Below are 16,611 nucleotides of genomic sequence, written 5' to 3' on the forward strand. Positions count from 1 at the left end.
TTCCGCATCTGTTTGATTAGCAAATTTCCCATCTAATTGTGTGTAATCTTCTAATTTTACAATTGGCTTATGTGACAAATGATTTGGTATATCCATTTCCCTACTCCTTAGTAACCTATTTACTAAACAATTTATTAAACAACTTAATAACAATATTACTAAATCGATTACTAAAGTAAAGCTTTATTTTTCATTCCATTTAACATAATAGAGCTTATACGAAACGAAAAATAAATAGTGTTATATTTCAAAAAGTTATGCTATAAGAAATCGGGGGCGCAAACCCGAAAAGCCGACTTGGAAACAAGTCGGCTTTTTTATGAGCGGTTTTGATAGTTCTTGCCAATAAATTTGACTAAAAATTACGCTTCTCAACTTGAGTGATACAATTTTGTGATACATTATTGTATATACAAATTTGAATGTTTTTTATGGAACAATATTTCGAATGGGATGAGGCAAAGAATCGAAAGAATCAGAAAAAGCATGATGTCTCTTTCGAAACGGCAAGCCTTATTTTTGAAGATCAGCTGAGGATCTCAATCCAAGACAGACATACCGATGGTGAAGAACGTTGGCAGACCATTGGAAAAGTAAAAGGCGTACTAATGCTACTAGTAGCCCACACCATCTTTGATGAAGATGACTGTGAAATCATACGAATCATTAGTGCCAGACAGGTAACTAAGGCGGAGCGAAATCAATATGAGCATGGTTAGATATACACGCAAAGAGCTGAATGAAAATTTCAGTAACAAGCAAGATGCTGAAATTGAACGCTTGCTTGCTAAGGGAACGGTTCCTGACGATCAGCTAGATCTATCAGATATTCCTGAAATTACAGACTGGAGTAATGCTATTCGTCATGGGCAATTTTATCGTCCAGTGAAGCAACAAACCTCTGTTCGTCTTGATGCTGATGTACTGGCATGGTTAAAAGCACAAGGGAAAGGCTATCAGACACGCATGAATAAAATTCTACGTGAAGCAATGTTAAAAGATTTAAAAAATCATCAATAAAAATGGGAGCTTAGGCTCCCATTTTTGACTTCGTATAACGTGTATTATGTTAATTTTAGAAAAACTCAAAGATTATTCATCTTCATTTGGAAGTATTTTACTTCCCGATTCTGGAAGCCAAATACCATCTACAGGCAATGAGTGATAATCTCTTTCTTTGTAAAATGAAAGAAAGTTATCATCTAATGTAGCAGGGAATTCTCTTTGTATTTCCGTCTGTAAATTCACTAATAGTGTGCCACTTAATAGATCAGAATACTTACCTCTTAATGCTCTTTCATACCATTGAACTAGCTGATCCTCTGTCACGATACTTTGGATACGACTTTTCCAACCAATCTGAGTTAATAATGAAGTTATAAGCTTTGCTTCTACTTTCTTGCACACAATTACGATTCTATCAGCAGTTAATGAGGTACAAATATCTTCAGCTATTTCTTCAGTTAAAGCTAAATGTTTAATTTGAACAATAACACCGAAATTAGTCCAAATATCTAAACCTCTATCCGCTGCATTTGTTGCACCAATTCTATGAACATTCCCAGCTGTTTTAAAAATTGCATCGGATATTGATATATTCATTACAGCTTTAGTAAAATCTTCAAATTCCTCAATTACTTCTTTCTTTTCAGTATTATAGGAAAGTGTGATTTCAGCATCTATTGCTGAAACAATTGATGAAAATAGAGCATAAACAACACATTCATAAACTTTATCTATACTTCTTTTTAGTCCTGGCTCAGTCCAAAAAGAATCCATAAATTCTGTTAACTTAAAATTTGATGCATCATGCGATAAACAATAACCAACACTACTTGATACTGCACCTAAACGTTCAGCAAATAAGGTATAAATGTATGCTTCTACTGCACCATTTGTTCTATTATTCTCACTTGCTAAAATGCTCAATAATCTTGGTGGCATCGCATTTTCTTCAAATAAGTTATCTTGATATTTAGAACTTGATGTTGAATTACGTCCAACTAATCTTGAGGTTACAGCATCCCTCCACTTTTTTGATTTAGTTCTATATGTTTCAAGACTTAATGGATCTATATCTTCCAGTTCTAACCTATGTATTCTTAAAATTTCAGCAATTTGCATTGGCTTATACAAATGTGCACGACCTTTTGTTACTAAAGAATCAAGTGCAGCTTTAGCCTCATCCACAGTATTCATCTTCCCCACCAATTAATCTAATTTATTTAATGACTTAATTAAATTTTCAGCAATTCGTTCAATAACAGTAACAGTTACTGAATTTCCAGCAACTTTTCTTGCTTGAGTATATGGGACATTTATTTTATAACTATCAGGAAATCCTTGTAGACGTAACATTTCACGCCCTGTCAATCGTCTTACACCGTTAACAACTAGATAGTTATAACTCCCTCCAGCTCTTAAAGCACAAGAATATGGCAATGCTGAAATGTTTCCTCCAATGTTTTCATGCCAGATTGATGGCATTGGTGGTTCCTTTTTTAACTTTTCAAATCTCTTATTTTTAATTTCTTCTGATAAAAAATATTTAGATTCAATGTCAGCATCATTTTCTAAAATTTCAGCTAAAGGCTTATATCCTTCTAATTTTTCAGGAAAATCAAAATCAACTTTACCTAAAAATCCTATAATATAGATACGCTCTCTTTTTTGAGGTACACCGCCATATTCTAGAGAATTAAGAACTTTGTAGTGTAAGTGGTAACCTAAATTTTCTAGCTTGTTTTTAATAGTTTGAAATGTATTGCCTTTATCATGTGTAGTGAGGCGCTTTACATTTTCAAGTAAAAAAGCTTTAGGTTTTTTTACTCTTAAAATTTCTTCAATATTAAAAAATAAAGTTCCTCTAGTGTCAGAGAAACCTAATCCTTTCCCTGCAATACTAAATGGTTGACATGGAAACCCTGCTAATAAAATGTCGTGATCAGGAATATCTTTAGGCTCTATTAAGTTAATATCCCCAAAAGGTTCTTCCCCAAAATTATCTTTATATATTTTTTTAGCGTGTTCATCCCATTCAGAAGAAAAAACACTTTTACAACCATGCTTTTCAAAGCCTAAACGTATGCCACCAATTCCAGCGAAAAGATCAATAATTCTATAGTCAGACGATGACATAATTTCTTTCTTCAAAATTAAAACTGCTAAATTGTACCTAAAATATTCTACTCATTATGTACATATAGGCATCTTAACGACATTCAATGTCGTTTTTTATAGCATTCACCAACCAAGCAAGTGCTTAGTAGATGTTATTTCCACCAACCAAGCCGTTGCTTGATGAAACTTTAGTTTTTACTTAATCAATGTGTTCAGCTCTATTCATATATGAACGTAACACTTCAGGGATTTCTATCGAACCATCAGCACGTTGATAATTTTCCATCACGGCTAATAGTGTACGACCCACAGCCAAACCTGAACCATTCAATGTATGTACGAATTCAGTTTTCTTTTGATCTGTACGGTAACGTGCTTTCATACGACGTGCTTGAAAATCCCACATATTTGAACATGAGGAAATTTCACGGTAAGTATTTTGGCTTGGTACCCATACTTCTAGGTCGTAAGTCTTGCATGCGCCAAAACCCATATCACCACCACATAACACGATCTTACGATATGGTAGTCCTAAAGCTTGCAAGATGCCTTCTGCATGGCCTGTCAATGCTTCTAAAGCATCCATAGACTCTTCAGGTTTAACAATTTGAACCATTTCAACTTTGTCAAACTGGTGTTGGCGAATCAAACCACGGGTATCACGACCATAAGAGCCTGCTTCACTACGAAAACATGGTGTATGAGCTACATATTTCAAGGGTAGACGATCTGCATCAATAATTTCGTCACGCACGAAATTGGTTACAGGTACTTCTGCTGTTGGAATCAGGTAATATTCTTTTTCGCCTTGAAGTTTAAATAAATCTTCTTCAAATTTAGGCAATTGACCAGTACCACGCAACGAATCTGCATTAACAAGATATGGTACATAAGCTTCAGTATAACCATTTTTAAGTGTATGGGTATCGAGCATAAATTGCGTCAACGCACGCTGTAAACGTGCCAATGGACCTTTGAGTACGCTAAAACGCGTACCTGTCAATTTAGTCGCAGTTTCAAACTCCAAACCACCCATCATTTCACCAAGATCGGTATGGTCTTTAACTTCAAAATCGAACTGACGTGGTGTACCCCATTTTAAAACTTCAACATTGTCACTTTCGTCTTTACCTTCTGGTACAGACTCATGAGGCATGTTTGGAATCGACATCAATTTTGCATCAAGTTCAGCTTGAAGTTTATTCAACTCAACTTCTACAGCTTTGATCTCATCACCAATGACAGACATACGTGCCATGATTTCAGAGGCATCACCGCCTGCTTTTTTAATTTGACCAACTTGTTTTGCACCCGAGTTACGTTCAGCCTGTAAATTTTCGGTACGAGACTGAATATCTTTACGTCGAGCTTCTAAAGATGCCCATTCTTCAACGTTGAGCTGTACCCCACGTTTTGCTAAGGCTACATTTACAGCCTCGATATTATTTCTGATTAATTTCGGGTCGATCATAACTTATCTTTTGCAAAGTAAAAAATTAGCTATAGTCTAAAAGCTTTACAATCCAAGTGATAACCTAATTTTTCTAATTTATTTACAACCGCTTAAAACGTATAAATAGCAACCAATTTTTAGATACTTTTTTAGATTATAAAAACTGATTTAACATAAAATCTCATATACGAAATTCGGGTGTAAACCTCAAGTAGAAATGTCCGGTTTACCGATTGCTAGTCCTAAGATCTCAGAACGTAAGACTTTGATGAATACCCTGGTTCTCAAAACTCGAAACTTTGTTAAAAAGTTCTATCGAGGTTTATAAGTACCCAAAATGAAAAAATGCCTGAACTTCAGGCATTTTTTACGTCATCAATATCTAGTAAAAAGCTTACAGCGATCAAAAAATGAGAATTTTATTCTTGTGAATACGACTTAATTTTTTCAAAAATTGGATAGAAATCTAATCCCTCATCTTTCATCGTAGAAATCAACGCAACGATTACAGCGATATGTGTAGGAACCACACCTTGTTTACTGTAATTCGTTATCGAATTGGGTTTCATATCCAATAATGCAGCAAATTCCTTAATTGAAAGCCCTGCTTTACCGATAAGACGTTGAAATTCAGTATATGGCATTTGATTAAATTTATAGAAAAGGTGTCTTGAGATTATAGCATAGGGTTATATTTACATAAAAACACATAAAATTATGTGGTAAACACATATTTTTATGTGTTATAAATAGCTTATCAAGCAACCTATTTATCATCTCTATAGGAGAAACACACTATGTACTCATATCCTGATTCAAACGCTGAAAAGAAAATTGTACTTATGATCATCAATGACTTTTTCATTCAAAAAGCACATGAACTCTGGATTTTTTTACAACTCGATCAGTGCTTTAACGATTATGAAGCCACACTGATTTGGACTAGACGTTATTTAGAGGAGCATCCCGAATGCGAGTACAGCGATATTCAAAAAGCTTTCCGTTCTTGTTTCCCAGAAAATTTCTTTAACTTTGACTATTAAGTTATGAATCGTTTTTCCTCTTTTGTAGCATTTCAGAATAAACGCTATAAAAGAGGAACAATTTAGATCTGAAAAAAGAAAAAATGAGAGCCATAAACTCACTTTATGGGTATGGCTTACTGAGATAAACAGATTTAAAAATAAACCTTTTTCATGAACTTTAAGCCTTTTTTTTACAACTAAAAAACTCCTCGTCATACCATCATCCTTAATGATTTTCGAGCCTTTCAGGAATCCGAAATGAAATAAGCAAGCCTACCCGTACACACAAAATTCTACGAATTTTGTGTGTACGGGGCTTGTTAGGGAGGAGACCTCCCTAAGACCCTCAAAAGCAAAAGCAAAAGCAAAAGCATTTTAATAGGGATGATGGTATGCGAACAAAACGCAAAGATTTCAGGCTCACCCAGCTACAGCTAGAGCAGCTTGAGAAACACCTAGAACTAGAAAACACCACTTTCACCGACTTCATTCATTCCCTCATTCAGCACGAGGTGATGAAAAATTCCGTGACCGTTCAACATCCTCATGATCAACAAGAAGATTCACCTAGAATCAAAACCAAAACTGTGCTTGAGGTCGTCAAACGCTATCAACATACAGACCCTGCATTACTTCTTGAACTCGCCAAGATCGGGAACAATCTGAACCAAATTGCACGAGCACTCAACGTCATCAAAAATGCAGATCCTCAAGAGCAGCGAAAGCTCGATATTTTCAGCTGCATTCGAGTCCTAAAAGTGATTCAAGATGACTTAGAGCAAATCTCACCTGCTTTACCAAAGATAAATCGACAAACGCCCGAAAGGTATCAAAAACAGCTGTCTTCACTCCAGTTAGCAGAGGAGGATGAAAGTGCATATTAAGTTTTTAGTTCATGGGAAAGGATCGGCTGCACTTGCCTCATCCTATCTCTTAGACGAGCTTGACCACAAAGGACATGTACGAGCAGGCGTTGATGTGCTACGAGGTGATGCGACCACGTTTAATTCCATTTGTAACTCAAGCCCTCACCTATGGAAGTACACCAGTGGTGTGATTGCATGGTCCAAAGACGACAACCCAACTCCAGAGCAGATCCAAGAAGTTTTAGCGGAGTTTGAGAAACATGCCTTTTCTGGACTTGATCCATCGCAATACCACCTTTTTGCGGTACAACACACTGACGATGATGGCTCAAAGCACATTCACATTTTAGTGCCCCGACTCGACTTAGAAAGCGGCAAACACCTCAACATCGCACCACCTGGCCATGAAAGCTATTTCGACCCACTTCGGGACTACTTCAATACCAAGTATCAATGGTCACGCCCTGACGAATTGAGCTGGTCAAATACAACGCAAGAACCGAATCACGTTGCCAAGATCAACAAAAATGCGGAAAAAATCATTCCAAAACAAGATCTTGAAAAAATGAAAAGAAAGCAATTTTGCAGATATGCAGATATGCACATCCACAAAATGTTGAAAGCAGGGGAGATTGAAAACCGAGCAGATATTGTGGCTGAAATTGAGTGTTTCAAAGGAGTGCAGTCAATCAAGCCAAGCAAGGAATTTTTGACAGTCATACTAGACAACGGCATCAAACACCGACTTAGAGGGGATTTTTATTTTGAAAACTTCGAAATTGGAGCTTACACACAGCGCCTCAGAGAGGCAGCAGCAAGTAGAGCAACTCCTGACGAGCTTAGATCAGCTATCAGGGAAGCTGATAACCTTGTTGCAGCTAGTCGAGCAAAGCGAGCTACCTATAATCAAAAGCACTACCCTCTTACACAAGGTAGAGACTACGACAACAGCCATAGAATCGCATTTAAGCTCGATTTTTACCAACATAGGGAACTTATCACCCCAAGCCCTCAAAGCAACAACAGAGAGCTTTATGGAGCAACTAGAGACCTTCCTAGAGACACTCCAACAGACTCTATCGAGTATAGATTTATCGAAACTCAAACAACTTTCAGTCTCGATGCATTCCTTACAAACGGAAATCGACAACGCAATCGGCAATATTTCAATCAATCCCGAGAGCTTACAAGCATTAGTCCAAGCCCAAGTCGAGCAGGCGATAGCGGACCAACAGGAGCTATTGCAGCACAAGATTCACTCTCTAATTACGGAAAATTTGAGTACTCAACAAAGGACTTACGTCATTTGGGGGAGTCTAGCTTTTGGAATGTTGATGTTTTTAATCGTTTTATTTCTCAGTTATCAGTCCAGTACGTACCGAAAGACAATCGCCAGTCAAAACCAAGTAATAGTCAACTTAGCGCACATGACGCAGCAGCAGGGGAGATAATTGATGCAGACCGAAATCGACAAGATTCTAGCGGAACAGAACAACTTGTTAGCAGAACAGAACAACTTGTTAGCACAGCAAAACAGCTATTTGTCTCAGCAAATCAGTTCCTTAAAAGTCACCGTGAGCACTTACAACGACTTAATCGAGACTCAGAAAACATTGATCACAGAGCTGAAAATGCAAATTTCCAAGCTGAAACAGGCAGGATTTTCAGAGGCATTGTTAAAGGACTATCAGAAAAACTTGCTAGCCCAATTGGAAACGCAGTCCACTACAGCCTTGAACAATCTGAACTTGGAAAATATTGTCATCGAATTAGTGGGGAAAAGAGTCGATCCATTGCTGTCGAAGCTAGAGCAGATGCCTGTGAGTCAAGACTTTTACAAAGATATAGAGACGCTGAAAGAGCAAGTAGCTTTGCTTGCGAACACCATCGAATCTTTAAAAGTTTTAATCAAGACCTTGATCAGCTAACTCAGGATTTTGCAGATTTTCGCCCTAAGCCAAAGCCTGCTACGGACTTTAGCAACTTGAGGACTGATGGTTACTATCCTGGCTATATTGCCTCTCACAAAGAGCTTTCAGCACAACAAGAACAAGCCTATCAAAGCAAAAACGTCATTTCACTCATTAACTTTACGGAGCAAAAGGCGAAAAATCTTAATGAATACATGAAACAAGCACGTAAAATGCTCTACTCACATGACTACCAGAGACTTGAAGAAATCATCAAAAATGATAAAAAAATGCTACGGCACTTGGAATGTGAAGTAATTTTAGCCCCTCAAAATTCGCACTTAAAGGAGCAAAGAGCCTCGTATCATGCATGTTTAGAGACTTTTGGAGAGATCACAGAGAATGTCCAAGCTATTCTAACCCCTCCCCATCAAAGCCAGGTTAAAGAACAAAGCTCTCAGCTTAAACCTTCAAGAGAGTCCAATCTCGATTTAAATTTTCATTAGAAAATCTAAACAGTTAGCAGCCCTTGAGGGCTGTTTTCTTTTAGGCATTAAAAGTGTTTCACAGAGCGAGTGTCTACGAGCGAACCACTAAAATTCGCATCTAGACTCTCTGAAAAACCGTTTTTTAGGGAGTGAAGCCTAAAAGAGTGAAAATCACATGCAGAGTATTGAGCCTAAACCGAGCGTAGCGAGTATAAAAAACTTATTACAATAACTTTTTAATGTGGGTCGATTCATAATTTAAAGCTTTGTCAAAAATAATTTTTAATTCATTAATGGCTGTTTTAGAACCTGCTTTTATATCTAGAATAATGTTCTGTTTATCTATATAAAATTCTATGAGGTCTTCACTAATACTAATTAAATTTGTGCTTTTTAACTTTAGTAAAGCGACATCAAAGTGTAGAAAAATTAATACTGTTTTGTCATTCAAAAGCTCAATATTTGAAGACAATAAAGTCACTGGATCATATATGTTGCTTATTTCAAATATTGTCATTTATTTCTCTAAAATCAGTTTTTGAGCAATTACTAATTTTATAGAGTTCTAAAATTTCACTTTATCAATTGTCTAGTTTTAACAAAAAAAAATTCAAACCTAAGCTTTTTTTCCTTTTACCAAAGTTGGTATTTGAGAAAAAATTGCCCCAGGAATCGAGCGAGAGCGAGATTCAATAGAGTTTGAGCGTAGCGAAAACCAAGGGCAATTTTTCATGTTTTCTCCTTTTTATTATTTTAATACTTTTAAAAGATTTTAGGCCCTCTGAAACGCTTATGTAGCAAGGCTTTTCAGCCCCAAACATGGACAGATTCCCGCAAAACATGGACAGATTCCCGCACTAATATGGACAGATTCCCGCACTAATATGGACAGATTCCCGCACTGTTGACACTAAAGAAGGACAGATATATATTTGTCCATAATAATTTAAAGTTACTATCAATATGCTTAAAAATAATTTGATCGTAAAATCAAATCAGGTCATTGAAGCGTCTTATACTCTTACAACAATAGAACAACGATTAATTCTAAGTGCTATTGCTCAGGTTCCAAAAGGCGAGGAAATATCAGACGATGTTTTATATCCTCTTACTACCAAAAATTTGGTCAAACTCGGTGGAGATGAAAAAGCATCACACAAAGAGTTTAAGAATGCCGTAAACCGTTTATATGAGCGATCTATCGTACTTCGGGATGGTGATGAGTCGGACTCATTTAGATGGATTCAAGAGAAAGTATTTAATGGATCTAAAGTAGCTTTTATTCGCTTCTCAAAGCCCATCTTGCCATTTTTATCTAATTTGAAATCTGAATTTACTAAATACTTAGAATCAGACATTGTTGGCATGTCTAGCCCTTACTCTATTCGTTTCTATGAACTAATAATGCAATACCGTAGTATCGGAAAACGTGAAATCAGCCTTGAAGATCTTCGTTGGATGTTCCAACTACAAAATAAATATCCAGTTTGGGCGGATTTAAAAAAACGAGTTATTGATCAGGCAACTAAAGAAATTAATGAGCATAGCCCCTACAATCTCACCATTGAGCCAAAACGGACAGGACGCAAGATCACAAGTATTGTTCTGAAGTTTCAAGACAAAAAAGTCTTAAAAACACCAAGAGAATCGTCAAATAATCCCCTTTTTGACACGCAGAGAAACCGCGATTTTAGCTCTCCTGACATTCAAACCTTTAGCGATGCTCTAAAACAGTCTAAAACAAGCGATTTAGGGCATAGAGCAAGTAAGATTACAGGGTTAATCATGTCGAATGGTTTAGCAGATCGATTTAAGCAAAGTGATGAATCAATTATAGGGATGATGAAACGTATCAAAGAAGAAATCACAACTGATACAACAGCAGATCAATGGGAAAACAAATTGAAAGAATTTGGCGTTGTTTTTTAGTCATGGCCAAATCATCCCACGACACAGCTATTCACATTGCAGAAACACTTTAATAGCTACAATAATTTGAAGAGTTTGATTTTGATATTGTTTTTTAAGAATCTGCTCTTCTTTAATAGCTTTTATCTGAATGCGTAATTATGATTCACTCCTACCTCAGCTTAGAATCAGATATGATTAATTAACTAGAACCATAATCAAAAAAGTAATGCCTAAATTTACTGTTGCTGAATTAGCTAAAAAATATGGGATCGCTCGTACATCTATTTATGATCGTATGAAGAATGGTTCTATCAGTTATGAAATTGATGCTAAGAATCGAAAAGTCATTGATCTTAGTGAAATGCAACGTGTATACGGTACGCCTGACAGTAAGGATTACAGTCAGGCTGACAGTACGAAAACAGACAACACTACAATAGAACTGTACAAGCAATTAATTGAAGAATTACGGCACGATAAGTCAGTTTCTGAAGAACGTGAAAGGCGTATGTACAAAGAGATTGAGCAACTTAAAGATAAAATTGACAACCTAACATTAGCACTTGGCTATACCCCTAAAAATATTCAGCCTGACAGTCAGGCTGACAGTACAAATGAACAAATCCGTACAACTACAGACTTACAAGAAATTGTACAGCCCGAACAAGTTACAGCAATAGAAAATAAGCCTATTCAGCAAACTGCTACGATAACACCTGAACCTAAAAAACGAGGTTTATTCGGTCGTTTGGCGAAGGCTGTTTTTGACAATTGATTCTTAACTTGATCTAATTAAAATCGTGGAACATTGTTTAAATATTAATCGTGGAACGTGAAAAATCACAAAAAAAGCCCACCTTGGGGAAGATGGGCTATAAACTAGAAACTACAGCTTTGAATTATAAGGATAATTATACAGCATTTCGTATAAGGTGTATTATGTTAATTTTAGGAATCCTTAAAGAATGTATGAATTAAAAATTATTGTTTCAGTAATCTTAATCCTAGCAGTCGTATGGGGAATACAATGGATGTTTCATGGCTTTCCAACAGGAAATTAAAACCATACTTCGCTGATTTTGGATAATCCGTATTATGTTAATTTTAGAAAATCTTAACTTTAGATAGATTAATCTAATATATTATTTTTCTCATAATTTCATAAATATCAATTATCTAATAAAGCTTTAAATCCTCTTGCTAAGCCTGTATGGTGTTCTATCAGAAAGATACTATGGAGGGTAATATGCATAGTTTTTCTGTAAAAGATTTAGATCAGTTAATAGAAGAAAATCTTAAAGAAAATAAAAAATCTAGTAAGCTATTGATTGGATATAAGTTATTTCATGATCTCATGAATGACTCAAAATTTTATACAGAAGTTACAGAATCTGCTCTTAGCTCTACCAAAAGAAAATATAAAGGTTTAAAGCTAAAAATAACTACAGATGAATATCAACTTCATTTTGAATAGATATCATAGGGAGAACTTGCTATGGAAAGAACAGTTATTGGTTTCATACTGGGTATTATTCTGATTTTACTGATCATATTTTATTTTAAAAAATAGAAAATATAGCTTTTTTTCTCCTCCATTTAACATAATGGCGGCTATACGAAATTTTTAAATTTTGTTTATTATCAAAAAGATAATCACATTTTTAAAATTTCGTATGTATAAGGTGTATTATGTTAATTTTAATTATTCTACATAGTTACATCTGTGCCTTATCTTCCCAAAATTTTGCTTTATCTAAATTTTTTTCTACACCTATTCCATATCGATACATAAATTCAAGATCCCTCATAGCCTCTTTACTGCCAAGAGACGCAGCTTTTTTAAATAAATCTAATGCCTTAGCAGTATCTTCAGTAACTCCCTCACCATTACGATATAAATTAGCTAAACCCACCATAGAATCAGTATGATTTAAGTCAGATCCTTTTGAGAACCACACAAAAGCTTTCTTATAATGTTCTTCAGCATCAGTTGGGTCCATATCTTCAACTAAACCAGCATATGTCGCATACCCATCACCAAGCCAATACATTGCATAGATATTGCCACTTTCCGCTGACTTAATAGCCCAGCTTTCGGCTTGAGCTTCATCTTCTTCAATACCGTAACCATGTATATATACATCGGCTAATTCTAATTGTGCTGATGAATCACCATTTTCAGCCTTTGTTAATAACTCATTTGAAAATGTTGGATTTGCCAAAGTTTCCATAGAAAAGATCAGTCCTAGAGCAATAGATGCAAGTTTGAAAAATTTCATTTTATGCCTTCAAATCAAAGTTATATTTAATTCGTTATGTTATTAATAATACTTTATTAAGATGAAAAATTAGAGTGATTTAACATAATGGCGCTTATACGAAATTAATGGATGTCCGTATAAATTACTTGCACATTGTATTCGATCGAATACAATGTGGTGAGAAGAGAAGGAATCCTCATGATTGAAATTAAACGTCTGCCAGAATTTGATGAATGGTTGGATGGCATTAAAGACAATATGACCCGTATCCGCCTGAATCGTCGATTAGATAAGGTTCAACGTGGAAACTGGGGAGACATTAAACCTCTCCAAGATGGCGTTTGGGAAATGAGAGAATTCTTCGGTTCTGGATGGAGGATGTATTACATCCAACATGGTGACGTAGTGATTGTAATGCTTGGTGGAGGAGATAAATCGACTCAACAACAAGACATCGATCGTGCAGTCAAACTATCGAAAACATTGGAGGATTAAAATGGTTAAAGTCGCTGATTTACCAAGTTTTGATATGGCTGAGTCACTCAAAACAGAAGAAGACATTCTGATGTATCTCAACATGGTTCTTGAAGACAATGATCCAGCTGAATTAGCTCATGCTCTTGGCGTAATTGCTAAAGCTCGTGGTATGACTCAAATCGCTAAAGAAGCAGGGATTGGGCGTGAAGCACTCTACAAAGCCCTACGTCAGGATTCAGCACCACGTTTTGATACGATTAATCGTGTAGTGAATGCTTTAGGCTTAAAACTCACAGTACAACATGCCTAAAATTTTAAAAAATGTAGTAAAAATGGGAGCTAAAGGCTCCCATTTTTGATTTCGTATAAGGTGTATTATGTTAATTTTAGAAAAATTAAAAATTTAACAATAAATAATAATAAAGAACTAAAGTATGATTTCATTGAAAACCTAGTTCTAGATACTAAAATTGGATTTCCAAAAGCAACAAGGTCATAGAATTAGAGCCTGTAAATAATTTTGTGTAATTGCTTTTCATAAATTTAAAGGTGATTGCTTAAGCGGTCACCGAATTCAATAATAAAGCGGCTCATGGCTAAACGCCAGTCGCGAATAGGCATATTCCACTTTTTAGACGCTGCATCAATTGCCAGGTAAATCACTTTACGTACAGAATCATCCGTTGGAAAGACTTTACGTTTTTTGATCGCTTGGCGTATTACGCTGTTTAATGACTCGATTGCGTTGGTAGTGTAGATGGCTTTGCGAATCTCGGCTGGATAAGCAAAGAAGGTATTCAGATTCTCCCAGTGTGTACGCCAGCTTTTGCTAATCTGTGGGTACTTGTCATCCCATGTTTGAGCAAATTGATCCAAGGCCATCAATGCAGCCTCTTCAGTAGGTGACTGATAAACGGCTTTTAAATCCTGAGTGACGGCTTTGTAATCTTTCCATGACACGTATTTCAAGCTGTTACGCAGCATATGGATAATGCACAGCTGGATATGGGTTTGCGGGTATACGCTGTTAATGGCATCAGGAAAGCCTTTTAGTCCATCCACACAGGCGATCAGAATATCCTGCAACCCTCGGTTTTTAAGCTCAGTCAGGACATTCAGCCAGAACTTTGCACCTTCATTCTCAGCCATCCACATACCGAGCAGTTCTTTCTGTCCATCAAGATTAATGCCTAAGGCAAGGAATACAGCCTTGTTGATGACACTGCCATTATGACGGACTTTAACCACAATACAGTCCATATAAACGATGGGATAGATCGCATCCAGCGGACGGTTTTGCCATTCAGCAACCTGCTCCTTGACGGCATCAGTCACCTTGGAAATGAGCGTTGGAGATACATCAGCATCATACATTTCCTTAAAGGTAGCAACAATTTCACGGGTAGTCATACCTTTGGCATAGAGGGATAGAATCTGGCTATCCATTTGCGTGATACGGGTCTGATTCTTTTTAATCAGCTGTGGCTCAAATGTACCGTCACGATCTCGTGGTGTGGTGATCTCAATCTCCCCATCATCGCTAAGCACGGTCTTACTGGAATAACCGTTACGGGCATTTGAACCGTTCTTACGAGCATTCTTTTCATGTCCGAGATGTTCGGTAAGTTCGGCATTGAGAGCCGTTTCAACAGTGAGTTTAGTCAACAATCGGGTGAATTGGTTGAGATCGTCTTCTGTTTTGATTCCTTTAGCAAATTCTGCTGCAAGGTCTTTTAGTTTTTGTTCGTTCATCATGTTGCCTGACTCCGTTGTGAATATGAACATAGCAAATTCAGGCAATTACACAATTTAATTTACAGTCTCTAGAATTATAGTAATTAACTACCTACTCTTAAGAAACCATTGATCACCACATGTTTCACATTCAGCGTCCCCACAACCACCATAATTAAAACAATCAGGATTTTCAGGAGGATTACTTATATCACTTACCTGATAAGGGTTTCTGGTTTTACCATGTAAAAAATGTTCATTCTCCCATCCGTTAATAAATCCTTGATCTCTTATGCCACAGTGATAAGAATTCATTTCTCTATAGTATTCGTTATAAAGAAAATTATGGACAAAGTCTCTAATTTCATAAGGATTACCATAAAACCATTCTGATCTTCTGCCAGTATTATAGTGATTTATAGGCTCATAATATTTAGCAACTTCTGTTAATACAGCTCTCTCAATTTGTGCAATTTCGGAACTACTAATACCAACTTTTACTTTGAATGCAACTAGTAGTGTATAAAAAGGATTCTGACTACTAGTAGCTCTAGTTTGTAATTCACCGTTAGTTAAACCAATTTTAGCCATTCCCATTCTATCAGTATCAATACCAATATAGATCCACGCTTCGACAGAGTTATATTGTCGTTTATGCTCATCCTCAAGAGATTGCATTTTGTAATCCCACATACAAAAGCTCCTAATTTACTTAGAATTTTAAAAAAGTACTAAAAATGTCCTTAACTTGAGCATTTCGCATAAAGTATATTTTAATAACCAAGAGACTTAAGGTATTTAGACAATCTTTTTAGAGATTTCTCTAAATATTCATCATCATTAGCCATACCTTGTTTTAATACTTCTATTAATGCAGGATTCTTTGACAAAGTAATACGAAAATCATCATAGATTGGTAAGGTTTCATTCTTAGCATAACTAATAGAAGCACATAACAAACTAGCTAGATCTAATACACGATGAAGAGGTAATTCTTCAGATTGGCGAGACCATTTCTCACCAGTGTATCTCCAAACTTTTGCAGACAAATCCATTTCTTTGGCATTACTCCATTGTGCTAAACCTATTGATAAGCCTTCCGCATCTGTTTGATTAGCAAATTTCCCATCTAATTGTGTGTAATCTTCTAATTTTACAATTGGCTTATGTGACAAATGATTTGGTATATCCATTTCCCTACTCCTTAGTAACCTATTTACTAAACAATTTATTAAACAACTTAATAACAATATTACTAAATCGATTACTAAAGTAAAGCTTTATTTTTCATTCCATTTAACATAATAGAGCTTATACGAAACGAAAAATAAATAGTGTTATATTTCAAAAAGTTATGCTATAAGAA

20 protein-coding genes are annotated in these 16,611 nt (G+C 35.9%); 10 read left to right on the plus strand and 10 right to left on the minus strand.

Translation table 11 applies throughout. From position 1 onward, the window contains the following. Positions 1 to 96 (minus strand): DUF6530 family protein (locus tag B9T38_RS17070; protein WP_251992262.1); only part of this gene is annotated, 96 nt, incomplete at its 3' end. Between the two features lie 335 nt (positions 97 to 431). Here B9T38_RS17070 and B9T38_RS16150 point away from each other — a divergent pair. Both B9T38_RS16150 and B9T38_RS16155 read left to right on the plus strand, forming a co-directional pair. After that, complete coding sequence (locus tag B9T38_RS16150) at positions 432 to 719, plus strand: BrnT family toxin (RefSeq protein WP_086197732.1); 288 nt, start codon at positions 432 to 434, stop codon at positions 717 to 719. Next, a complete protein-coding gene (locus B9T38_RS16155) occupies positions 706 to 1,020 on the plus strand; it encodes a BrnA antitoxin family protein (protein WP_086197733.1) in 315 nt (104 codons plus the stop codon). The genes B9T38_RS16150 and B9T38_RS16155 overlap by 14 nt, the downstream gene beginning before the upstream one ends. Positions 1,021 to 1,092: 72 nt before the next feature. On the opposite strand, the gene B9T38_RS16160 is transcribed toward B9T38_RS16155, so the two are convergent. From B9T38_RS16160 to B9T38_RS16175, 4 genes are all read right to left on the minus strand, one after another. Next, complete coding sequence (locus B9T38_RS16160) at positions 1,093 to 2,199, minus strand: HaeII family restriction endonuclease (protein WP_086197734.1); 1,107 nt, start codon at positions 2,197 to 2,199, stop codon at positions 1,093 to 1,095. A gap of 12 nt (positions 2,200 to 2,211) precedes the next feature. Beyond that, positions 2,212 to 3,138, minus strand: a complete 927-nt coding sequence (locus tag B9T38_RS16165) for a DNA cytosine methyltransferase (protein ID WP_086197735.1) — start codon at positions 3,136 to 3,138, stop codon at positions 2,212 to 2,214. A gap of 181 nt (positions 3,139 to 3,319) precedes the next feature. Beyond that, a complete protein-coding gene (serS, locus tag B9T38_RS16170) occupies positions 3,320 to 4,591 on the minus strand; it encodes a serine--tRNA ligase (protein WP_086197736.1) in 1,272 nt (423 codons plus the stop codon). 401 nt (positions 4,592 to 4,992) lie between these two features. Further along, positions 4,993 to 5,217, minus strand: a complete 225-nt coding sequence (locus B9T38_RS16175) for a hypothetical protein (protein WP_005155986.1) — start codon at positions 5,215 to 5,217, stop codon at positions 4,993 to 4,995. Positions 5,218 to 5,370: 153 nt separating this feature from the next. On the opposite strand from B9T38_RS16175, the gene B9T38_RS16180 reads away from it, so the two are divergent. The 3 genes from B9T38_RS16180 to B9T38_RS16190 all read left to right on the plus strand — a co-directional run bounded on the left by B9T38_RS16180 (position 5,371) and on the right by B9T38_RS16190 (position 8,880). Continuing rightward, positions 5,371 to 5,616, plus strand: coding sequence for a hypothetical protein (locus B9T38_RS16180; RefSeq protein WP_086197737.1), 246 nt, complete (start codon positions 5,371 to 5,373; stop codon positions 5,614 to 5,616). A 374-nt stretch (positions 5,617 to 5,990) separates the two neighbouring features. Continuing rightward, positions 5,991 to 6,482, plus strand: coding sequence for a plasmid mobilization relaxosome protein MobC (mobC, locus tag B9T38_RS16185; protein ID WP_086197738.1), 492 nt, complete (start codon positions 5,991 to 5,993; stop codon positions 6,480 to 6,482). After that, positions 6,466 to 8,880: a relaxase/mobilization nuclease domain-containing protein gene (locus tag B9T38_RS16190; RefSeq protein WP_086197739.1), complete on the plus strand. Its 2,415-nt coding sequence runs from the start codon at positions 6,466 to 6,468 to the stop codon at positions 8,878 to 8,880. The genes mobC and B9T38_RS16190 overlap by 17 nt, the downstream gene beginning before the upstream one ends. A gap of 205 nt (positions 8,881 to 9,085) precedes the next feature. On the opposite strand, the gene B9T38_RS16195 is transcribed toward B9T38_RS16190, so the two are convergent. Continuing rightward, positions 9,086 to 9,379, minus strand: a complete 294-nt coding sequence (locus B9T38_RS16195; protein ID WP_086197740.1) for a hypothetical protein — start codon at positions 9,377 to 9,379, stop codon at positions 9,086 to 9,088. A gap of 446 nt (positions 9,380 to 9,825) precedes the next feature. On the opposite strand from B9T38_RS16195, the gene B9T38_RS16200 reads away from it, so the two are divergent. The 3 genes from B9T38_RS16200 (at position 9,826) to B9T38_RS16210 (ending at position 12,247) form a co-directional block, all read left to right on the plus strand. After that, on the plus strand, positions 9,826 to 10,791 hold the full coding sequence (locus B9T38_RS16200; protein WP_086197741.1) for a replication initiation protein: 966 nt from the start codon (positions 9,826 to 9,828) through the stop codon (positions 10,789 to 10,791). A 208-nt stretch (positions 10,792 to 10,999) separates the two neighbouring features. Continuing rightward, on the plus strand, positions 11,000 to 11,548 hold the full coding sequence (locus B9T38_RS16205) for a plasmid replication DNA-binding protein (protein ID WP_086197742.1): 549 nt from the start codon (positions 11,000 to 11,002) through the stop codon (positions 11,546 to 11,548). Positions 11,549 to 12,019: 471 nt separating this feature from the next. Further along, positions 12,020 to 12,247, plus strand: a complete 228-nt coding sequence (locus tag B9T38_RS16210; protein ID WP_086197745.1) for a hypothetical protein — start codon at positions 12,020 to 12,022, stop codon at positions 12,245 to 12,247. 241 nt (positions 12,248 to 12,488) lie between these two features. Here B9T38_RS16210 and B9T38_RS16215 read toward each other — a convergent pair whose 3' ends face one another. Beyond that, positions 12,489 to 13,004 carry a tetratricopeptide repeat protein gene (locus B9T38_RS16215; protein WP_086197746.1) on the minus strand — a complete coding sequence of 172 codons (516 nt, stop codon included), beginning with the start codon at positions 13,002 to 13,004 and terminating at the stop codon, positions 12,489 to 12,491. Between the two features lie 228 nt (positions 13,005 to 13,232). On the opposite strand from B9T38_RS16215, the gene B9T38_RS16220 reads away from it, so the two are divergent. Continuing rightward, positions 13,233 to 13,529 (plus strand): type II toxin-antitoxin system RelE/ParE family toxin, encoded by a 297-nt coding sequence (locus B9T38_RS16220; RefSeq protein WP_004647749.1) that lies wholly within the window; start codon positions 13,233 to 13,235, stop codon positions 13,527 to 13,529. 1 nt (position 13,530) lies between these two features. Continuing rightward, positions 13,531 to 13,821, plus strand: a complete 291-nt coding sequence (locus B9T38_RS16225) for an addiction module antidote protein (RefSeq protein WP_086197743.1) — start codon at positions 13,531 to 13,533, stop codon at positions 13,819 to 13,821. Between the two features lie 233 nt (positions 13,822 to 14,054). Here B9T38_RS16225 and B9T38_RS16230 read toward each other — a convergent pair whose 3' ends face one another. The 3 genes from B9T38_RS16230 to B9T38_RS16240 form a co-directional block, all read right to left on the minus strand. Then, a complete protein-coding gene (locus tag B9T38_RS16230; RefSeq protein WP_086197744.1) occupies positions 14,055 to 15,263 on the minus strand; it encodes an IS256 family transposase in 1,209 nt (402 codons plus the stop codon). Between the two features lie 90 nt (positions 15,264 to 15,353). Further along, the gene (locus B9T38_RS16235; RefSeq protein ID WP_005108780.1) at positions 15,354 to 15,938 is read right to left on the minus strand and encodes a GIY-YIG nuclease family protein; all 585 of its coding nucleotides are present in this window, start codon (positions 15,936 to 15,938) and stop codon (positions 15,354 to 15,356) included. Positions 15,939 to 16,018: 80 nt separating this feature from the next. Next, complete coding sequence (locus tag B9T38_RS16240; RefSeq protein ID WP_005108788.1) at positions 16,019 to 16,438, minus strand: DUF6530 family protein; 420 nt, start codon at positions 16,436 to 16,438, stop codon at positions 16,019 to 16,021. Positions 16,439 to 16,611 lie beyond the last annotated feature (173 nt).

Origin of the sequence: Acinetobacter sp. ANC 4218 (assembly GCF_002135245.1) — a bacterium.
GTDB lineage: Bacteria > Pseudomonadota > Gammaproteobacteria > Pseudomonadales > Moraxellaceae > Acinetobacter.